This is a genomic window from Thalassospira sp. TSL5-1 (assembly GCF_001907695.1).
Lineage (GTDB): Bacteria > Pseudomonadota > Alphaproteobacteria > Rhodospirillales > Thalassospiraceae > Thalassospira.
Map to the genome: position 1 here is coordinate 19,307 of NZ_KV880640.1, position 19,791 is coordinate 39,097.

The following is a 19,791-nucleotide window of genomic DNA, read 5'->3' on the forward strand; positions in this document are numbered from 1 at the left end:
GTTTTCCGCGCATTTTAAAAGGATTTTTCGGAAATTTTTATGTCATTCTATTCCTTCAGCACGTTTAACACAATCGATGTTTTTACATGCTGGACGGAATCGTGGGGCAGCAGCACGTCATTTACAAAACGCGAAAGGTCGTTCAAATCGCGGGTGACGACTTTTAAATGGTAATCCATTTCCCCGGTCAGGGCATAGGCCTCCAGAACCTCCGGTAAATCCGCCAACAATTCGCCAAACCGTTTGGCATTGTCGCGGTTATGCGTTGCCAGCGTTACCGAAATCACCACCATCAGACCCAGCCCCAGTTTTTGCCGGTCAATCGCGGCGTGATAACCGGAAATATAACCCTCGGCCTCCAGCCGGGTGCGCCGTCGTGAACATTGCGACGGGGAAAGGGCAATGCGCTCCGAAAGCTCATTATTGGTCAGCCTGCCATCCTTTTGCAGTTCGGCCAGCAGTTTCAGGTCCATTTTATCAAGATGCGTCATTTGTGCGCCATTTTGTGAATAGGTGCGGTTTTCATGCAAAATTTTGGCAAAACAACCCAAGAATGCAAGCACATTGTACGGGTTTGGGCGCAAAATCATGGGCAGTTGATAATTAGACAAATACAAAATCAGGAGACTTCCTATGGGTCCGTTCCCGCATGATGCCCCCCGCGCCACCATCAGTGACGAAAACCCCGCTGGTACCGATGGTTTTGAATTTGTTGAATTTTCCCATGACGACCCGGAAAAACTCGCGGTGCTGTTTGACCGCATGGGCTATGTGCCGGTTGCCAAACACAAAAGCAAAAACATCACTGTCTGGCGGCAGGGGGACATTAACTACATCGTTAATGCCGAGCCCGCATCACACGGCATGAAGTTTGTGGAAAAGCATGGTCCATGCGCCCCGGCAATGGCCTGGCGCGTGGTCGATGCCAAACATGCCTTTGATCATGCGGTTGCCAATGGGGCGGAACCTTATGAAGGCGATGACAAAACCCTGGATGTTCCGGCCATTGTCGGCATTGGCGGGTCGCTGATTTATTTTATCGATCAATATGGCAAAACCGGTTCGGCCTATGATGCCGAATTTGACTGGATCGGTGAACGCGACCCGAAACCCGAAGGGGTTGGTTTTTATTACCTGGATCATCTGACCCACAATGTTTATCGCGGCAATATGGATAAATGGTGGGATTTTTATCGCAATCTGTTCAATTTCAAACAGATCCACTTTTTTGACATTGCCGGGAAAATGACCGGCCTTGTCAGCCGCGCCATTACCTCGCCCTGTGGCAAAATCCGCATTCCGCTCAATGAATCGACGGATGATAATAGCCAGATCGAGGAATACCTTAAAAAATACAAAGGCGAGGGTATCCAGCATATTGCCGTTGGCACCGATGGCATTTACGAAGCAACCGACAAACTGGCCGCCAATGACCTTAAATTCATGCCCGGCCCGCCTGATGTCTATTACGAACAGTCTTATGACCGTGTAAACGGCCATGACGAGCCAATTGAGCGCATGAAAAAACACGGCATCCTGATTGATGGCGAAGGCGTGATTGATGGCGGCACAACGAAAATTTTGCTGCAAATATTCTCAAAAACCGTGATCGGGCCGATCTTTTTTGAGTTCATCCAGCGCAAAGGCGACGAAGGCTTTGGCGAAGGCAATTTCCGCGCCCTGTTTGAAAGCATCGAGGAAGACCAGATCCGCCGGGGTGTTTTGAAGGTTGATGCGGCGGAATAAAACCATTCATTGTGGTTCCAGAGGTGCGTGTATATGCGCGCCTCTGGCTTTTTGTTTTCGTGTTTATCTCACGTAACGTCCATTTTTTTCAAAGTACAGTACTTCACCATCTGAAAATTCGATCCGGGCAAGTCCCTTTTCAAACGGATCGGCGTCTTTCGCCTCTATGGGATCAAAGGCAAATTGCCCGTCAAAACCGTAATACCCAAACAAATACTCGCCACCATCATTTCGGTCGGCATTGGATTGAAGCACGAATAACCCTTCCGAATAACCCTGATAGTGCCAGTTCTCGGGCAAGGACATTTTTAGTTTCATCCGGGTATCGTAAACAAAGTCCTGTTCCACATCATTTTCTTTTCGGGTCAGAACCAGATAACCGTCATAGAACCTGAAACGGTAGGGTTCAAAGCCAAAGAAGTCTGCGGCATTGCCTTCCTGTGCCAGGGTCTGGCCGCGCGAATTAATGATCGTCCATTTTGTGATATTTTCAGTGTGTGTCGTGTGTGAGACGGTGCCGCTTGAACAACGCCCGCTGCATAGGCCGAATATTGGAAGGCTTATTTCCCGCGTGCCAACAATTTTTTTAACAAGGCCAATCCCGTTCAGGCTTGAGCTACAGTTTGTATATTCCGCCTCCAGCACAACCTTGCCATGCTTATCCTTGTATCCACAGCGATAGTCATTTCCTTCGCCAACCGAAAAATCAACAAGTTCATCAAGCGGTGAGGGCAGACAGGCACGATAGGCTACAAGGGCGTCGGGGGCGTCTTCGAACCCATCGGGTTGATGAAAAGACGGGCAGCTTGCGATTTGTTGGCTTAAACTTTTCTCACGCACAAGCAAATCCTCATTTTCCGGTATATCGGTTGGAAAACGGTCCTTTATGTGTTCAAGGCGTTGTGCCCGAAACGTGGTCTCAAACAGGTTTTGGATGTCGGCTTCGCTAATTTCTTTTTCCGGGTCGTCAGGAATGTCGTTTTGGCGCGTACGGGCCTGGTCGAGTTTGTCCTGCGCTATTTTCTGGTCGCGCTTCGCAAGCCATTCTCCAACCGCATACAGATTAATGTGCGCCTTTTGCACTTCATGCAGTGCGTTAGTTTGGACTTTGCCGGTTTTTAGCAGGTCGCGATAATAGGATTTTGCGCGTTTTATGGCGTCTGAGAGCTCAAATCCGTTACTTTGGAAAAGATCATCCCAGTTTGGGCTGCCAGGGATATTAAAGCTAACGTTCGGGTTGCCTGAGGCCCCAAAAATACCGGGATCACATTCGACCCATACATTCTCAAAAAGGCTCGGGGAAAATTTCAGGTCGACGCTGTAAAGATCAATCTTCTCGGCAATGTCATCAGGCACATAGGTGCCGACACCTTTTATGGTCGAGACAAAACTGTTGTTGGTTTGGGCTTTTTTAAAAGTCCAGTTTGCCGTGCAATAAACAACAGGCTCCCCCCATAGGGTATAAATCAGCAGCTTTGCCCGAATATCGACCCAGGCCGTTCCTTCCCCTGTTGCTTCCCATCCGTCTAACATCGGCGCGGGGAAACGAACCTGCACATCTTTAAAGGTAATGACGTCGGATTCCACTTTGTCAATGCGGGCGATGTCCTCATCATCGGCAAAGGCGGGGGGATGGAGCGATAAAATCAGGGCAATGATTAAAAATACAAACCGGATTGATGCAAATTTCATAATTCGCTCCCCTGCGCGAGAATCCGGGCCTCGTTCTTAAAGACAGCGCAGTCTCCCGACAGGGCAAGATAGGTATTGGCATAATCTTTGGTGTATCGCGCAAACAGTTCGGTTGACGTTGAATATCGTTCCGAATGGGAAAGTTTTTGCACCATATAGGCGTAATAGAAATAATAGCTGCCCGGCAGATCGCGGGTTTCCTTGCGGGCTAATCCCATATATTGCAAGCCCAGTTCGAAATCCTGTTCTTTAAAGGCATGGGCCGCATATCGCAGTAAGTTTTCGGCCATTGTCTTTTTATCGTCATAAAGGATTTTTTCGGCTTCGCGGGCGTGGGCAATCTTTTTGTCGGATAGGTTGAATGTAAGATATTTGGGTAAATCGACTTTCGGGGGTTTCTTTTGCAACAGACCCAAACGCTGCATCAAGGCGGGAAGGGCCTTTGGTGCGCAAGATGCGCCTTCTGTGTCTGAAACAACATTCGAGACCATGGCCGTAAGGTTTTTACGAAAGATCTTTGCGTCCCAGATGTCAGAATAAACAAGGGTTGCTATCGATAAAAGCGGAACGGCAACCACGCAAGAGACCTTGAAAAATCCGCTGACCCGCGAGGCATCCTTGTCGCGACCGGTGATGAGCCGCAAAAGCCCATAAAACGCCAGCAAGATGGCAAAGGCTGCCAAGATTTGCTCAACAAAAAGCCAGTTGCTAAGCCATTTGGTGGCCAGCATGAGGCCGACCATCACTGTTGCCCAGCCGATGTTTTCGTTTCGGCTGAGCAGGAAATTACCGCTCACAATGACTGCAATAAAGGCGATGATGCGAATACTGGTATCCAGAAACGTATCTGTGCCAAATTGCGTGATCAGCCATCCGTTTGCCACAACGACAAGCCACAGCGCGCCCGGCAATATGAGATCGGTTACCTTGTTTTCGTGTCTTGGCTGATAGGTTTTGGCCTTTGGCGCGACAGGTTCTTCGGTTTTTTTATCGTCCGGTGTCTCGCCCGTTTCTGTTACGGGATCCATAAAACCGGTACGGGCAGAATAGTGAAAATCGCTTTTGCATGACGGGCAAATGATTTTCAGGATCGTATCCCTGAGAGGTATTCTGGTGGGTTCACCGCAAACCGGGCAGTTAATGACAATCTTCTGCTCATCCATGACCACGATCCGAATTTCCATTATAGGATTGTATAATCCTATATATCGGTATGGTTGGTTTGGGAATGCGTTATTGCGATTGAATCAATGTGTTAGGTGTTTTTACCTGATGGTTTTGCCCGCGAGCCTCAACGAACCCCGGATTTAACACAAGAAAACCCGGGGTCCAGAGTGGGCAGCGGGTCATTCAAGAGCCCCCAAGTCCTAACATTTGCGGCAACCACATGATCAAACCGGGAATGGCGATCATCAGGATCACGCGAACAAAATCGGCCGCCAAAAACGGCAGAATACCGCGAGATAGGGTAGTGATTTTCATTTCCGGGGCAACACCCTGAATGATAAACAGGTTCATGCCAATTGGCGGGGTGATCAGGCCAATTTCCACGACGGATACCAGCACCACACCAAACCAGATCGGGTCATAACCCACCCCGGTAATAACGTTAAAGGCCGGGACCACGGTGAGCAAAATCATCGAAAGGCTATCCATGAAGCAGCCCAGCACCACGTAAAATATCAGTAGCGAGATGAGAACGGCGAGCGGTGAAAAACCCTGGCTGGTAATCCAGTTGACAAGTGTTTGCGTCAGCCCGCTGGTTTCAATAAAGAAATTGAAAACCGCCGCACCGATCAGGATCATAAAGATCATGCCGGTCATGCCTGCCGTTTCGCGAATGCCGGTGCGAAGGACCGTCCAGGTCAGCTTTTTGCGGATAAAGGCGAATAATAACGCGCCCCCTGCGCCCACGGCGGCGGCCTCGGTCGGGGAGAACAGCCCGGCATAAATGCCGCCAATCACCAGCAGGATCAAAACAATCGCATCCCACATTTGCAAAAGTGCGCCCCAGCGTTGCGACCACGGGGTATAGTTGCTGACCGGTGCAAGTTCCGGCTTGCGCATGACCTGCAAACGGATTGAGGTGATATAAAGCAGGGTTGCCAGAATGCCCGGGATCATCGCGCCAGCAAACAGGGCACCAATGGATTGTTCGGTCATCAGGGCGTAAATCACCAGCAGGATCGAGGGCGGGATCAATACGCCCAGCGTGCCGCCAGCGGCAATTGATGCCCCGGCCAGGCTGTTGGCATAACCGCGTTTTTGCATTTCCGGCAGGGCGACCCGGCCCATTGTGGCACAGGTCGCAAGCGATGACCCGCAAATGGCGCCAAAAATGGCACTGGCCCCGACGCTGGAGGCCGCAAGCCCACCCCGGCGATGCCCGGCAAAGGCGGTAATGCCGCGAAACAGATTGCCCGATAACCCCGAATGAGAGGCAAAAACCCCCATGAAAATAAACAGCGGCACCACCGACAGGCCATAGGGAAATATTGCCTCAAACGGCAGGCTTGCCATCACATAGCTGGCCGATGACCAGTCCATTAACATCAGGGTGCCACCAATACCCACCAGCGCCATTGCGACCGCAACAGGTACCCGCAGCAATGCCAGTACCAGGGCGACCACAAAACCAATTAGTCCGGCCCATTCCGTTGCCATCAGATCGTCTCGCCCGTCACAATAAATTTCAGAAATTTCACAAAACACACCAACCCGGACAGGGCCAGGCCACTGAGCAGGAACACCCAATATAAAATCATCGGAATGGCCAGGTTTTGCGAGACATCGCCATAGGAAAGCTGTTCCATCGCCCGACCCCATGACAGATAAAATAAAAACGCCATCAGGGCTGCGCCTGCCAGCGGAATCAGGGCATCAATGATTTTAAAAAAGGTGCGAAAGTGATTTTTGCCAAACAGGTCCACCGTCACATGGGCCCCGGTGCTAAAGGCGTGGGGAATGGCCCAGGAGGCCGCCGCCATGACACAAAACTGGGTTAAATCAACCGCCCCGATAAAGGATTGGTCGCCAATGCGCCGCCAGACAATATCAATCACCACCACGGCAATCGCCCCCATCAGGGCGGCCATGCCGACAAAGGCGAAAATATCGGTAATGCGGGTCATGATACTGTCAAGGCGGCGAACCGCAGCAGGAAGCTGCGGTTCATCACGAATATCGCTCGATTGGGTCATTTGCCGTCCGGGTGATATTGGGCATCAAATTTTGCGACCAGTTCCTGGGCGCGTTTGTAAATCGCTTCGGGGTCTTTAACACCCTTGGATTTCAGGCCTTCCAGGTAATCCTTGATCATCGGCTGGACGGCTTCCTTCCATTTTTCACGGGTTTTATCGTCAATTTCGATAATTTCATCACCGTGTTTGATGGCATCAGCCTTGCCTGCGGCTTCCCATTTGTCCCACCAGCCGCCAAATTTCGCGACCAGATTATCGCCCGAAATGTCGTCAATCGCCTGCTGAACGTCCTTTGGCAGGGAGTCATATTTCTTTTTGTTCATGACGAAATAAAACCCGGCCACATAAGCCCCGGCATCGGTATGATATTTCAAAAGCTCGTTGGCCTTGACCGCGTTAACCAGGTCCCAGGTTGTGACCAGGCCATCGATATTGCCCTTTTGCAGGTTTTCATAAATGGCCGAGGGCGGCAAACCAACCGGCGATGCGCCGTAGGCTTCGAGCATCGCCGACACTGCCGGGCTTGGCGTGCGCAGCCTTAGGCCTTTCAAATCTTCTAGCGACCGGACGGGTTTATCAAGCGTATGGATCAATCCGCCTTCGTGGGTGAACAGGGCCAGGACCTTGAAATCCTTGTAATCGCTGCCCAGCATGCCTTCCTTGTAAAGGTTCCACAGCGTTTCCGAGCCGCTATCGGCATATTTGACCAAAAACGGCATTTCGATAATCGAGGCGGCCGGGTAACGGTCACGCGGAATGCCATTCAGGCCCACGGCCATGTCAATCACACCGGCACGCACCTGGTCGGCCTGGCGGTCCACTTTGCCAAAGGCCGAGGTGGCGTCATAAATTTTGACCTCGACCTTGCCATTGGTTTTTTCTTCCAGCTGCTTGGCCCAGGGTTCCAGAAAGTCCTTTTGGAAGCCGTGGCTGGGTGGCAGGTAATGGCTGATTTTAAGGGTAATGTCGGCGGCATTGGCGCAGGTGGCACCAGCCAGGGCCGTTGCACCGGCCAAAAGGCCGATCATGGTTTTACGCAAATTCAGACGTTTCATTGTTCTCTCCCTGTTGATTTTCTGTGTGGTTGCGATGTGACCATGTGGCGCGTTTCGCAACCTTCCCAAGGGGCGGGCAATTGATGTTGGATTATTCCGGTGCGGCGGCAGCAAAGGCAGGCAGGCTTTGGCAATGGGCATCAACGGCGCAAATGGCCGGGTAGGCGGCAAGGTCCACATCAAATCGGCGGGCATTGTAAACCTGTGGCACCAGGCAAACATCCGCCAGCGTTGCCTGTTTGCCCAGGCAGAACGGGCCTTCATCCCTGTGCGGGGCAATTAACGCCTCAAGGGTATCAAACCCGGTTTTGATCCAGTGATGATACCAGTCCAGCTTTGCATCCTCCGATGCGCCCAGGGTGCCGGTGATATATTTTAAAATGCGCAAATTATTCAGCGGGTGAATATCGCAGGCAATGGTATGGGCGATTTCGCGCACCGCCAGGGCGGCCATCGCGTCCTGCGGGATCAGGCGCGGGACCGGATAGGTAACATCCAGCCATTCAATCAGCGCCAGCGACTGACCAAAGGTCTTGCCGCCAAACTGAAAGGACGGCACCAGGCCCGAAGGCTCGACCGCCTTATAGGGGCTGGCAGCCTGTTCGCCGGTGCGAAGGTCAATCGTGGTGACGTTTTCGGGCTGCAATTCCTTTAAATTGAGCGCAATACGCACCCGATACGACGCCGATGACCGGAAGTAATCGTAAAAGGTCAGATCGTTCAGTTTCATCCCTGGCTCTTTTTTATGTGGCCTTGGCTGTGTTGGCAAATGCCCACTCCGTAATGAAAGAACCGCATTTCAGGCGACCGGCAAACGTACCGAAAGAAGCGGTGTGATTGTCGGCGTCATGTTCCGATATGCGATTTCCTCTTTCAGATTGGAATTATGCTATATATAATGAATTACGCAATATGAAATTTTAACAGGCTTTTTGTTGATCGTGACACCAGCGCAGCCCAGCAACCCCACCGTGATTGATTTGCCAGAGGAAGAAGCCGGCGATACCCGCAAGGGCATTCAGTCCATCGAGGTGGGTGGACGCATCATTTCCGCCCTGTGCGATTTTCAGTATCCCGTTCCGCTTAAGGATCTGGCGGCAGCTGTTGGCATGCCCGCGGCCAAGGTGCATCGTTACCTTACCAGTCTGGCGCGTATCGGCCTTGCCTATCAGGATGAACAGTCTGGTTTATATGGCTTGGGGCCAATGGCCTTGCGCATGGGGCTGTCGGCAATTGAACGCAACGATGTGGTCATGCGGGCCGGGCGGCTGTTGCGGGCCTTAACACTGGACTGGCGGTCATCGGGGCATCTTGCCATTTGGGGCGAACGTGGCCCGGTCCTGATTCGCACCGAACATGGGGGGCCGCCGGTGATTTCGACAATGGGGTTGGGTACGGTGATGCCACTGTTGCGCTCCGCCACCGGGCAGGCCTTTCTGGCGGCCATGCCGCGTTCGGCGATTGAACATGTCATGCGTGCCGAACAGGATATTTTACATTGGGATGATCAAAAGGTTGAGGGCCTGATTGTCAGCACTCAGGCCCGTGGCGCCGCTGTGATTGAAGGCGACATTGTACCGGGTCTTTCGGCCATTAGCGCGCCGGTTTTTAACCTGGATGGGTCAGTTGCCTGCTGTGTCACCCTGATGAATCCCAAGGCCAATTATTTTCAGCCGGGCCACCCGGCCTTTGACGCCTTTTTGCGCGCCATCGCTCAGTTTAACAAGGATTGGGGCGGGGATGCGCGCAGCAGTCCATAGGTTCGGCATGTCATGTTTTACATGCTTTCAAGTTTACCAAGGAGGGTCATCAGCGCATCAAAATCCTGCTCGCCAAGATGGTTACGGACTTTTTGGTTATAGGTGATGCCCGCCTTTGCAAGGGATGCAAAGGCGCTTTCGCCCTGTTTGGTCAGCGTGATTAACGCAATGCGGCGGTCGGTTTCATCCTGTTGGCGTTTGAGCCAGCGACGTGCCTCGATCGAGGCCACGGCACGCGAAACCTTGGTTTTATGCAGGCCGGTGCGGGTGCCAATGTCGGTTGCAGTTTGTGGACCATATTGGCCCAGCGTTGCCAGCACCCGCCATTCGGACCGTGTCATGCGGTATCGGTCCCGGTAAATGTCGCGAAAACCGAAACTGACCTTTTCGCTGGTGTGAGGCAGCACAAAGGGCAGGAAACCATGCAGGTCAAATTTTTCTGTCATCACGTTTGATCGCTGTTTGATAGTTACAAAAATTATAGTTACGTCTGTAACTATATCAAATAATGTTAGGGAGAAGACAATGGCCGATCACATTGTTTCTGCAAAAAAGAACCCGGACGAAAAGGTGGGCGCATTGCAGTATATGTCGGGCTTTGGCAACGACTTTGAAACCGAATGTCTGCCGGGCGTTTTGCCGCAGGGCCAAAACAGCCCGCAAAAATGCAGCTATGGCCTTTATGCCGAACAGCTTTCGGGCTCGCCCTTTACCGCGCCGCGCGGCACCAATGAACGGTCCTGGCTGTATCGCATTCGCCCCAGCGTGCGCCACAATGGCCGGTTTGAAAAAATCGATCTGCCTTACTGGAAAACCGCTCCCTGCCTGAACGATCACAGCCTGGCACTGGGGCAGTTGCGTTGGGATCCGGTTGAAATGCCGTCTGATCCGACCGATTTCATTGCCGGGATGCGCACCATCACCACCGCTGGCGATGCGATGGGGCAGGCGGGCATGGCAAGCCATATTTATGTCTGTAACACCGACATGGTGGATGATTACTTTTTTAATGCCGATGCCGAATTGCTTGTGGTACCGCAAATTGGCACGCTGCGCATCTTTACCGAACTGGGTATTATGGATGTTGCGCCGCTGGAAGTTGCCCTTATCCCGCGCGGCATGATGTTTAAGGTTTCCATCGTCGCGGCCGGGCCAGATGGTGGGGTGCGGGGTTATGTTTGCGAAAATTACGGCGCCAAATTCACCCTGCCTGAACGCGGGCCAATTGGCGCAAACTGCCTTGCCAACCCGCGTGATTTCAAAACACCCGTTGCCGCCTATGAAGACAAGGAAACCCCCTGCCGGGTGCTGATAAAGTGGTGTGGGGAGTTTCACGCAACCGAAATCGGCCATTCGCCGCTGGACGTTGTCGGCTGGCACGGCAATTACACGCCGTTCAAATACGATCTGCGGACATTCTCGCCGGTGGGGGCGATCCTGTTTGACCATCCCGATCCCTCGATCTTTACCGTGTTAACCGCGCCTTCGGGCGAGGTCGGAACGGCGAATATCGATTTTGTTATTTTCCCGCCGCGCTGGATGGTGGCGGAAAATACCTTCCGTCCGCCCTGGTATCATCGCAACATCATGAGCGAATTTATGGGCCTGATCGAGGGCCAGTATGACGCCAAGGAACAGGGCTTTGTGCCCGGTGGCATGAGCCTGCATAACATGATGCTGGCGCATGGTCCCGATACCGAAGGTTTTACCAAGGCATCGGAAAGCGACCTTAAACCGGTCAAGCTGGATGGCACGATGGCGTTTATGTTTGAAACCCGCCTGCCACAGCAACTAACCCGTTTTGCTGCCGAACTGCCCGGCTTGCAGGATGATTACCAGGATTGCTGGAAGGGCCTGGAACGCCGTTTTGATGGCACACCGGAAGGTTGCCAGGACTAAGCCCAATTTCACAATTGCAAATATGATTTCAAATAAAGACCGGACATACCCGGCAAGGAGACAGGACCCATGAAACTCGCCACCCTTAAAAACGGCAGCCGTGATGGAAAACTGGTCGCGGTATCCCGCGATTTGCGCCGCTGTGCCCCCATCGATGGCGTGCCAACCCTGCAATATGCCCTGGATAATTGGGCAGTGACGCAAGGCAAACTGGCCGATATTGCCGCAAAGCTTGAGTCCGATGTTGCCTTTGGCGATGTGTTTGATCAGGCAAAGGCGCATTCGCCGCTGCCGCGCGCTTTTCAGTGGGCGGATGGTTCGGCTTACGTTAACCATGTCGAACTTGTGCGCAAGGCACGCGGGGCGGAAATCCCCGAAAGTTTCTGGACCGATCCGTTGATGTATCAGGGCGGGTCAGACAGCTTCCTCGCCCCGCAGGACCCGATTGTGCTGGGCGATGAAGCCTGGGGCATTGACATGGAAGGCGAGGTTGCTGTTGTGACCGATGATGTCGCAATGGGCGCGAGCCCCGAAGAAGCCCGCAAAGCCATTCGCCTGATCATGCTGGTCAATGACGTCTCGTTGCGTGGGCTTATTCCGGCGGAACTGGCAAAGGGCTTTGGCTTTTTCCAGTCCAAGCCGTCATCGGCCTTTTCGCCCGTGGCCGTAACGCCCGACGAACTGGGCGATGCCTGGGATGGCGGCAAGGTGCATTTGCCCCTGAATGTCGATTTGAACGGCAAGCCCTTTGGCCGGGCCAATGCGGGCATCGACATGACCTTTGATTTTGGTCAGCTTGTCGCCCACGCGGCCAAAACCCGCCCGTTAAGTGCGGGTAGCATCGTTGGTTCAGGCACGGTTTCCAACAAGCTGGACGGCGAACCGGGTAAACCGGTGGCCGATGGCGGTGCGGGCTATTCCTGCATTGCCGAAATCCGAATGATCGAAACCATCCGTGATGGCAAACCGACCACGCCTTTCATGCGTTTTGGCGACACTGTCAAAATTGAAATGCGCGATGCCAACGGCCAGTCCGTTTTCGGCACCATTGATCAGACAGTGGAACAATATAAAGGCTAGCTCCCGCCTCTTGGGTTCGAGCGGTTCGCCTGATAACTGTGCTGTTATACATTAAGCCCGGCTCCGGTTGCCAATGATGGCAGGGGCCGGGTTCTTTATGACGGTGTGTGTATCCGTGCCTGTCTCCGGGTTTTGAGAATGCGGAATGGTGCTTTTCGTTCACGGTTGAACTGTTATGCGGTTCACACGCGCATTTGTCGGCGGAAATGTGATGAAAACCGCGTTCGGCAATACGGGCTGAAGGTTTATTCTTCAGGGTCACATGATCCCAAACAGGCGGGTTTTCGGCATATTTGGTGGTTTCGCTGCCCGGACGGGGCGGATGGAAACAGGCTATAAAAGCCGTTTTTGAGGGCGGGGTATATCGGGTCTGGCGAAATAAAAAGTTTCGGTTAAATTCGCCGGGCTTTTGTTTTGAGGTTTTCGCAACGCGTTTTTTGCGGTAGCTAAATATTGTCAAAGATCTGAAAAGTAAGAACAGAAAGAAAGTGCGAGGTCGCCACAATGAAGAACGTCCTGACTTTCCGAAATATTATTGTCGCGATTCCCTTGCTTACCATAATTCTGGTGCTTGATTACGCCTTGCCACAAGTCGATGTGGTGAGAGCTGTTGGTGTCGAAATCAAGCGTATGGATACCGAGGATTCGAAAACGGGGCAGCAGCGCACGCGCGATGTCTATTTTTTGCAAACAGAGACACAGGACGGAAAGCCGAGAGTTTATCGTAACGAGGATAATTTCCTTTATTTGAAATTCAACTCGGCAGATCTTCAGGCCAAGGTGCAGTCTTTCGCGACGGACAAGCAGCTTATCGCGGTAAGGCGGTATGGCTGGCGCATTGCCGCATTTTCCATGTTTCCCAATGCTGTAAAGGTATGGGCGGTCGAACCGGGATATACTCATATCCCTGTATTCAACACAATTGTCATTGTTGGTCTTTTGGGGTTGGCGGCCTTTGTGTTTTTGCGCGTAAGGCGCCGGTTAAAGGCCAGGGCGCAAGAACGCCAGGAAAAGGAAGAACGTGAAGCACGCGAGGCCGAACAGGCTGCTGAGCGTGCCCGGCAGGAAGCCCGCCATAAAGATGCCGATATTGAGTCTTTTCTGAAGTCTGATGATCGCAAAACGGATTAATTAACAATAAAGGCTGCATCGACAGATATGCTAAGGCAAACGGAAACCTATGACCTTGAAGCCGGAGTTTTGACGTTAACCACACCTGTACGCGAAGGGCCTGACCTGTTTCGCATTGCAGAACGTTTAAATCCCAAACGGGCGTTTCTTTTTGTTTCCACAATTCTGGGGCGTCATATCCCGGTTGACCCTGCGAAACACCGCGCTGTTTTACAGCAATTGGCCGACGGGGTGCTGGCGCATCTTTTGTCAGGCCCGGTATTTGTGATGGGGTTTGCCGAAACCGCTGTTGGCATTGGCGCGGGCGTATTTGATTGTCTGAGGTTGGCTGATCCTGATCGCGACATGGGCTATCTCACAACAACGCGGTTTGCCCCGGCTGGTGCGCGTGAATGGTTCCGGATCGAAGAAAGCCATTCTCATGCGGTGGATCATTTGATCTTTAAGCCAGGGCCGGGAGTTCTTCATCACGGGCCGGATGCGACACTGGTGATTGTGGATGACGAGGCGACAACTGGCGCGACCTTTGCCAAACTTGCTGCCGGGCTGAAGGCGCAAGGGCTGAGTTTTGGCCGCCTTGTTCTTGTGACATTGACGGACTGGTCGGATGGCAAGGCGGGAGATGCCGTTGGCGGTATCTTCGAGGAGGCCGATATATTTAGTGTGACCGCCCAGAATGGAACATGGTCCTGGAGCCCTGACCGGACAAAAACACCGCGGGCCCTTCCGGGGGCGTGCGATCCTTCGGTTTCGGCCTGGGTGCCTGATTCAGTTCAGGAATTTGCGGCCCCCCGTCTGGGCCTTTCCAGCCGTGAAGACCGGCAATCAGGCGAGGATATTCTGTCAATTCTTCAGCAGAATGGTCTTGAATTGCCAGCCGCCGGTGATCGCATTCTGGTGGTTGGGGCTGGCGAGCATGTGTGGCAACCGATGCTGGCGGCAGAAGCATTAAGGGAGCGCGGATTTTACACGCGTTTTATTACAACGACGCGCTCTCCCATTCTTCGGGGTGATACCATTCGCCATAAACTGAGCTTCCCGGACCATTACGGGCAGGGTTTCTGGATGTATATGCACAATGTTGTGCCGTCGGATTGGGATCGTATTTTGTTTTTCACCGAGACCGGATCGGACGGGCTGTGCGACACGCTTTTGTCGGCCTTGGGTCAAATAGATGTCATTGATGGCATCGGTACCATTTCTGTATTGAAGCCGATGGAAGGAAAGCCGTAGTGCGTCCTGTTTTTTTTTCTGATCTGGATGATACGGTTTTTCAAACAGCACGAAAGATGGAATGTCCTCCTCGTCCTGAACGATTGGCGGCGGAAGCGTTGAATGGCAGTCATTCCTACATGACGGCCGCACAGGATATGATGATGAAGTGGCTGCTGGCCTCGACACGGTTTATTCCCGTTACGGCCCGCTCGTCAGAAGCCCTGGGGCGGTGCAAATTGCCCTTTGAAGATTATCAGATCTGCACGAATGGTGGCGTCATTCTGACGCCGTCGGGCACTCCCGATCCTGACTGGCATGCAAGGATGAAGGAGGAAGCCGATGCGGTGGCCTCCGGGCTTGAAAACCTGATGTCCTTTATGGCCCGGCAAACCCCGGCAGGCCGGTTCCGGTACTGGATCGTCGAGGATTTCGGGGCCGGATTTTATTTTTGTGTCAAGTCGAACGAAGACGCCCGCAGGCTCGATGACATAGATGCTGAACTTTGCGAGGTTGCCGGGGCGGCACTGGTGCGTCATCGCAATGACAATAACCTGTCATTTACGCCAGCAGGTATTTCCAAGCGGCATGCCGTTCAATATCTGGCGGAAAAGCTGGCGCTTGATGGATCATCCGTACCCGTGTTTGGTATGGGGGACAGTCTGACAGACCTTCCCTTTATGGCGGCGTGCGACATGCTGGTGATCCCGAAAAATTCCCAGATAGCCCAAATAAAATTATGCCCGGAGGATGGCTGATGTCTTGGCCTTCCCAACTGATCAAAGGGTCTTATGACCCCGAAGATGTTACATTTCTTCTAAAGCAGGTAGAGATTGCGCCAACGGATATTGCAACCAAGGAAAGAAATATCCAAAGCGGCACCGTGCATTATTCGGAAATGATTTCGCAGGAACGTCGCCCTGATGCGCGCTATCTGCAAATCTTTGAAACCGCCCGTCAGCAGAGCGAAGAGCGGATTGCACGCGAGATTTCAGGGCTTGCGCACCATATTGTCGCACGGATTGACAGCAACGAACTGGATCGGCGGATTACCTTATGTTCGCTTGTGCGGGCCGGGGTGCCCTATGGTGTTTTGCTGCACCGTGAATTGTCCGCTCTTGGCGTGGATAGCCAGCATTTTGGTATGTCTATTATTCGCGATCGCGGACTTGATGGGAATGCCCTTGATTTTATTTTTGCAAAACGCCCGGTTGAGGGGATTGTTTTTGTCGATGGCTGGACCGGCAAGGGTGCGATTTCGACCGAATTAACCAAATCGTGGCGGGAAATCACGGGGCGTTCCAATGCTGAGCTTGCCGTTTTGGCTGACCCCAGCGGTTTTGCTTCAATGGCAGGGTCACATGAAGACTGGCTTATTCCCTCGGGTATTCTTGGCGCAAATGTTTCAGGTTTAATCAGCAGATCGATTCTGAACCGTCAGGTTATAGGCCCGGCAGATTTTCACGGATCCATACCGGTCAATCATCTTGCAGATATAGATATATCCCTCGATTTTGTGAACCGTATTACAGCACTTATGCCGAAATACCGAGGCGGATATGGAATGCCAAAACCTGAAATCGATTTGGCAAATCTGCGTGCGCGGGCGTCAGCGTGTATTAATACTGTCGCTGGCTTGTTTGATGTCGATAACATTAACCGGATTAAACCCGGTATTGCCGAGGCAACCCGGGCTGTTTTACGAAGGCGCCCCAAAAAAGTCATAATCAGGTCACTTGAAGACCCTGATCTTGCGGCACTCATTCATCTGTGCCGGTTGGACAAGGTCGAACTGCTTGAAAATGCAGATCTTACGGGTCCGTACCGTGCCATAACGCTGATTGAAAAAATGTCCTGATGACGTTTTTTTCACGTTGTGCTTGGAAGTGAAGATATATTTTGAGTGCCGGTGCAATTTTATAATTGTGGCATAAAAAAGGCGATATTCGCGACGGGTTATTATCCCTGATATTTCCGATCGGGGATGGGATATCAAAAAGCGCATTATGATTGCGTTATCGGCGATTTTTATTGGTTGGTTGTCAATGGTGTGTTGCCAACGATGATCGAGTTCACAGCTATCAGACTTGTAAGTTTAAATAGGTTCTATAAAACGGAATAAAATAAAATTCAGCGTTCTGTTGCGTTACCGAAAAAATAAAATTTTGTTATCGGGTTTCTCTTTTGCGCAGTTTGTATCAGGATGCAGGTTAAACACTCCGTCGATTGTTGAAATTCACGATTCGGAGAATAAGGAGAATTAAATGAGCATTTCCCTTTCCAAAGGTCAGACCTTGTCTCTGGAGAAAGACACGGGGTTATCCAAGGTTTTCATGGGGTGCGGCTGGGACCCGGCAAAACCGGAAAAAAAGGGCTTTTTCAGCAGCCTGCTGGGCGGCGGGGGTGCAGATGAAATTGATCTGGATGCCTCGGTGATTGTTTTTGATGCCAACAAAAACGCGATTGATCTGGTGTGGTTTCAGCAACTGACATCAAAAGACAACGCCATCACCCATAGTGGCGACAATCTGACCGGCGAAGGGGATGGCGATGACGAAACGATCTATGTCGATCTCAAGGCCCTGGATGCGCGGGCAAAATACCTTGTTTTCACTGTGAACAGTTTTCGTGGACAGACGTTTGACGAAGTCGATAACGCTTTTGCGCGTCTTGTTGACCACAGCAAAAACGCCGAAATTTGCCGCTATACCCTGGCCGAGAAGGGCCGTCATACCGGTGTTGTCATGGCGTCGATGGAAAAAACGGATTCTGGCTGGCAGTTGACCGCACACGGTACGCCCACCAATGGCCGCACCGCCCATGACCTTGCCGGCGCGGCATTGGCAGCGATTTAAGGAGTAATTTCATGCTAAACTGGTTAAAAGAAAACGCCGCGCAAGCGCGCTCCAAGCTGACAGCAGAAGCCTCGAAATTCAAAAACAGGGCCTTCATGGAAGCTGTTGTAAATGGCTGTGCCCTGGTTGCCGCGGCAGATGGCAGCATTGATTCCTCTGAAAAGCAGAAGATGGCTGGCTTTATTGAGCGTGCAGACGAGCTCAAGCATTTTGATATGCGCCAGATTATCGACGTTTTCCAAAAAGCGGCAGCTGATTTTGAGTTTGATCATGGCATTGGCAAAGCCTCTGCCTTGAAAACGATCAGCAAAATCAAGGGCAATGATGAACAGGCACGGCTGCTTGTCCGGGTTGTCTGCGCGATTGGTGCTGCTGACGGCGATTTTGATCCGCAGGAAAAGGCGATGGTCGCGGAGATTGCACGCGAACTGGGTCTGAATCCTGCCGATTTCGATCTTTGAGCCGATATGAGCTTTCGGGCAGGCCCGCGTGCCTGCCCGTTTTATGATTGCAGGAAATATAAATGCACGAACTTAATACATACCAGCTTGTTGTTGTCGCCCTGGGGGCGATTTCTTTTGGCATTTATCTTCTTGTAAAAGGTGGTGACTGGACAATTGATAATGCTGTGGTCATTGCCGAAAAATTTGGTTTATCAAAACTTTTTATTGCGGCAACGATTGTCGCGTTTGGAACCTCCGCACCAGAGCTTTTTACCTCTGTAAATGCCAACTTGTCCGGGTATCCGGGCATTTCGGTTGGCAATGTGGTTGGTTCAAATATCGCAAATGTCCTGATGGTGATTGGCATTTCCGCCATAATCGCCCCGATTGTCTTTCTTCGGGCCCAGGTGCGTGTGGATGCGCTGGTGATGCTGGGTGCCACAGCTGCGATGGTCGCTGCGATCATGTATGGACTGTTGCCGCGCTGGGGCGGCATTGTCATGGTTGTGGCAATCGTTTTGTATGTTGTCTATCAGTACAAAGCCGCAAAGCTTGACGTTGAAGAGGTCGAGGAGCACGAAGCTGACAGTTCTTATCCTGGTGTGATGATGATTGTTGGCATTGTGACGCTGGTTGTTGGCTCCGAGCTTCTTGTTCAGGGGGCCGTGGCGGGTGGCATGGCATTGGGTGTTCCCGAGGCGGTGATCGGCATGACCGTCATTGCGTTCGGAACCTCGCTGCCGGAGCTTACCGCCTGTGTTGCCGCGGCACGCAAAAACCATTCCGACATGATCATTGGTGGCATCGTCGGTTCCAACATTTTCAATATATTGTCTGTGATGGCGGTTTCGGCGGTAGCAAAGCCGCTGGTCATCGACAGCAGATTTGCCAGCTTCGACATGCCGATTGTTGTTGCCGTGACATTGCTTTTTGCGGCGTTCCTGCTGTTTGCCGGCAGGATAGGCCGTGTCGCCGGTGCGTTGATGGCTGTTGGCTATCTGGGCTTTACCTTTGCCCAGTATCAGTATTGACGCATGGCAGAAACTTTCCGGGAAGATGAAAAGCAATCTTTCTCAACGTTCTCTGACTAGAAAGGATAAGAAATGGCCCTGACGCTTTCCAAAGGTCAAAACCTCTCGCTTACTAAAACAGACCCGGGACTGTCGAAAATTCTTGTCGGGCTCGGATGGGATGAACGCCAGACTGACGGTGCCGAATTTGACCTCGACGCTTCGGCATTTTTGCTGAACGAAGCGGGTAAGGTTCGGAGTGATGCCGATTTCATTTTCTATAACCAGATGAATTCGACATGTGGTTCCGTCAGCCATACGGGCGACAACCGCTCCGGCGCGGGCGAGGGTGACGATGAAGCGATCAAGGTGAATCTTGATACCATTCCGGCCGACGTTCAGAAGATCGCCATTACCGTAACGATCCACGAGTTTGAAGCGCGGAAGCAGTCTTTTGGTCAAGTCACCAATGCCTTTATTCGCATTGTGAATGATGCGACAGGCAGCGAAGTCGTTCGTTATGACCTGACCGAAGATTATTCGACGGAAACTGCAATGGTTTTTGGCGAGCTGTATCGCCACAACGGTGAATGGAAATTCCGGGCTGTCGGCCAAGGCTACAATGGTGGTCTTGCCGCGCTGAGCAAACAGTACGGCGTTAATATCGGCTAATTTTTATTCCTGTGACACCCAATCGTGCCGGTGTGT

General features: G+C 52.1%; 20 protein-coding genes. 12 read left to right on the top strand and 8 right to left on the bottom strand.

The annotated features are described in order from the left end of the window. Positions 1-47 precede the first annotated feature (47 nt). Positions 48-491 (bottom strand): Lrp/AsnC family transcriptional regulator, encoded by a 444-nt coding sequence (locus LF95_RS18710; protein ID WP_073956942.1) that lies wholly within the window; start codon positions 489-491, stop codon positions 48-50. A gap of 142 nt (positions 492-633) precedes the next feature. Between LF95_RS18710 and hppD the strand changes: the two genes are divergently transcribed. Next, entirely contained in the window at positions 634-1,746 is a 1,113-nt protein-coding gene (gene hppD / locus LF95_RS18715) for a 4-hydroxyphenylpyruvate dioxygenase (RefSeq protein WP_073956722.1), read from the top strand. Between the two features lie 63 nt (positions 1,747-1,809). On the opposite strand, the gene LF95_RS18720 is transcribed toward hppD, so the two are convergent. The 6 genes from LF95_RS18720 to maiA all read right to left on the bottom strand — a co-directional run bounded on the left by LF95_RS18720 (position 1,810) and on the right by maiA (position 8,423). Then, positions 1,810-3,102: a WG repeat-containing protein gene (locus tag LF95_RS18720; protein ID WP_143182103.1), complete on the bottom strand. Its 1,293-nt coding sequence runs from the start codon at positions 3,100-3,102 to the stop codon at positions 1,810-1,812. Between the two features lie 332 nt (positions 3,103-3,434). Beyond that, entirely contained in the window at positions 3,435-4,601 is a 1,167-nt protein-coding gene (locus LF95_RS18725; protein ID WP_143182104.1) for a hypothetical protein, read from the bottom strand. A gap of 187 nt (positions 4,602-4,788) precedes the next feature. Continuing rightward, positions 4,789-6,102 (bottom strand): TRAP transporter large permease, encoded by a 1,314-nt coding sequence (locus tag LF95_RS18730; protein WP_073956725.1) that lies wholly within the window; start codon positions 6,100-6,102, stop codon positions 4,789-4,791. Then, positions 6,102-6,638 carry a TRAP transporter small permease gene (locus LF95_RS18735; RefSeq protein ID WP_073956726.1) on the bottom strand — a complete coding sequence of 179 codons (537 nt, stop codon included), beginning with the start codon at positions 6,636-6,638 and terminating at the stop codon, positions 6,102-6,104. Before LF95_RS18735 ends, LF95_RS18730 begins: the two co-directional genes overlap by 1 nt. Next, entirely contained in the window at positions 6,635-7,693 is a 1,059-nt protein-coding gene (locus LF95_RS18740) for a TRAP transporter substrate-binding protein (protein ID WP_073956727.1), read from the bottom strand. Before LF95_RS18740 ends, LF95_RS18735 begins: the two co-directional genes overlap by 4 nt. A gap of 91 nt (positions 7,694-7,784) precedes the next feature. After that, a complete protein-coding gene (maiA, locus tag LF95_RS18745) occupies positions 7,785-8,423 on the bottom strand; it encodes a maleylacetoacetate isomerase (RefSeq protein ID WP_073956728.1) in 639 nt (212 codons plus the stop codon). 211 nt (positions 8,424-8,634) lie between these two features. On the opposite strand from maiA, the gene LF95_RS18750 reads away from it, so the two are divergent. Continuing rightward, positions 8,635-9,453, top strand: coding sequence for an IclR family transcriptional regulator (locus tag LF95_RS18750; protein ID WP_252509834.1), 819 nt, complete (start codon positions 8,635-8,637; stop codon positions 9,451-9,453). Positions 9,454-9,470: 17 nt separating this feature from the next. On the opposite strand, the gene LF95_RS18755 is transcribed toward LF95_RS18750, so the two are convergent. Next, a complete protein-coding gene (locus LF95_RS18755) occupies positions 9,471-9,899 on the bottom strand; it encodes a MarR family winged helix-turn-helix transcriptional regulator (protein WP_073956730.1) in 429 nt (142 codons plus the stop codon). A gap of 79 nt (positions 9,900-9,978) precedes the next feature. Between LF95_RS18755 and hmgA the strand changes: the two genes are divergently transcribed. The 10 genes from hmgA to LF95_RS18805 all read left to right on the top strand — a co-directional run bounded on the left by hmgA (position 9,979) and on the right by LF95_RS18805 (position 19,755). Continuing rightward, a complete protein-coding gene (hmgA, locus tag LF95_RS18760) occupies positions 9,979-11,352 on the top strand; it encodes a homogentisate 1,2-dioxygenase (protein ID WP_073956731.1) in 1,374 nt (457 codons plus the stop codon). 69 nt (positions 11,353-11,421) lie between these two features. Continuing rightward, positions 11,422-12,432 (top strand): fumarylacetoacetate hydrolase family protein, encoded by a 1,011-nt coding sequence (locus tag LF95_RS18765; RefSeq protein WP_073956732.1) that lies wholly within the window; start codon positions 11,422-11,424, stop codon positions 12,430-12,432. 504 nt (positions 12,433-12,936) lie between these two features. Next, entirely contained in the window at positions 12,937-13,563 is a 627-nt protein-coding gene (locus LF95_RS18770; protein WP_073956733.1) for a DUF1523 family protein, read from the top strand. A gap of 27 nt (positions 13,564-13,590) precedes the next feature. Next, the gene (locus tag LF95_RS18775) at positions 13,591-14,796 is read left to right on the top strand and encodes a phosphoribosyltransferase domain-containing protein (RefSeq protein WP_073956734.1); all 1,206 of its coding nucleotides are present in this window, start codon (positions 13,591-13,593) and stop codon (positions 14,794-14,796) included. Beyond that, complete coding sequence (locus LF95_RS18780; RefSeq protein WP_073956735.1) at positions 14,796-15,533, top strand: HAD family hydrolase; 738 nt, start codon at positions 14,796-14,798, stop codon at positions 15,531-15,533. The genes LF95_RS18775 and LF95_RS18780 overlap by 1 nt, the downstream gene beginning before the upstream one ends. Then, entirely contained in the window at positions 15,533-16,633 is a 1,101-nt protein-coding gene (locus tag LF95_RS18785) for a cysteine protease StiP domain-containing protein (RefSeq protein WP_073956736.1), read from the top strand. Before LF95_RS18780 ends, LF95_RS18785 begins: the two co-directional genes overlap by 1 nt. 406 nt (positions 16,634-17,039) lie before the next feature. Continuing rightward, positions 17,040-17,630 carry a TerD family protein gene (locus tag LF95_RS18790; RefSeq protein WP_073956737.1) on the top strand — a complete coding sequence of 197 codons (591 nt, stop codon included), beginning with the start codon at positions 17,040-17,042 and terminating at the stop codon, positions 17,628-17,630. 11 nt (positions 17,631-17,641) lie between these two features. Beyond that, the gene (locus tag LF95_RS18795) at positions 17,642-18,091 is read left to right on the top strand and encodes a tellurite resistance TerB family protein (RefSeq protein ID WP_073956738.1); all 450 of its coding nucleotides are present in this window, start codon (positions 17,642-17,644) and stop codon (positions 18,089-18,091) included. 62 nt (positions 18,092-18,153) lie between these two features. Further along, positions 18,154-19,104 (top strand): calcium/sodium antiporter, encoded by a 951-nt coding sequence (locus LF95_RS18800; RefSeq protein WP_073956739.1) that lies wholly within the window; start codon positions 18,154-18,156, stop codon positions 19,102-19,104. 72 nt (positions 19,105-19,176) lie between these two features. Then, the gene (locus tag LF95_RS18805) at positions 19,177-19,755 is read left to right on the top strand and encodes a TerD family protein (protein ID WP_073956740.1); all 579 of its coding nucleotides are present in this window, start codon (positions 19,177-19,179) and stop codon (positions 19,753-19,755) included. Positions 19,756-19,791 lie beyond the last annotated feature (36 nt).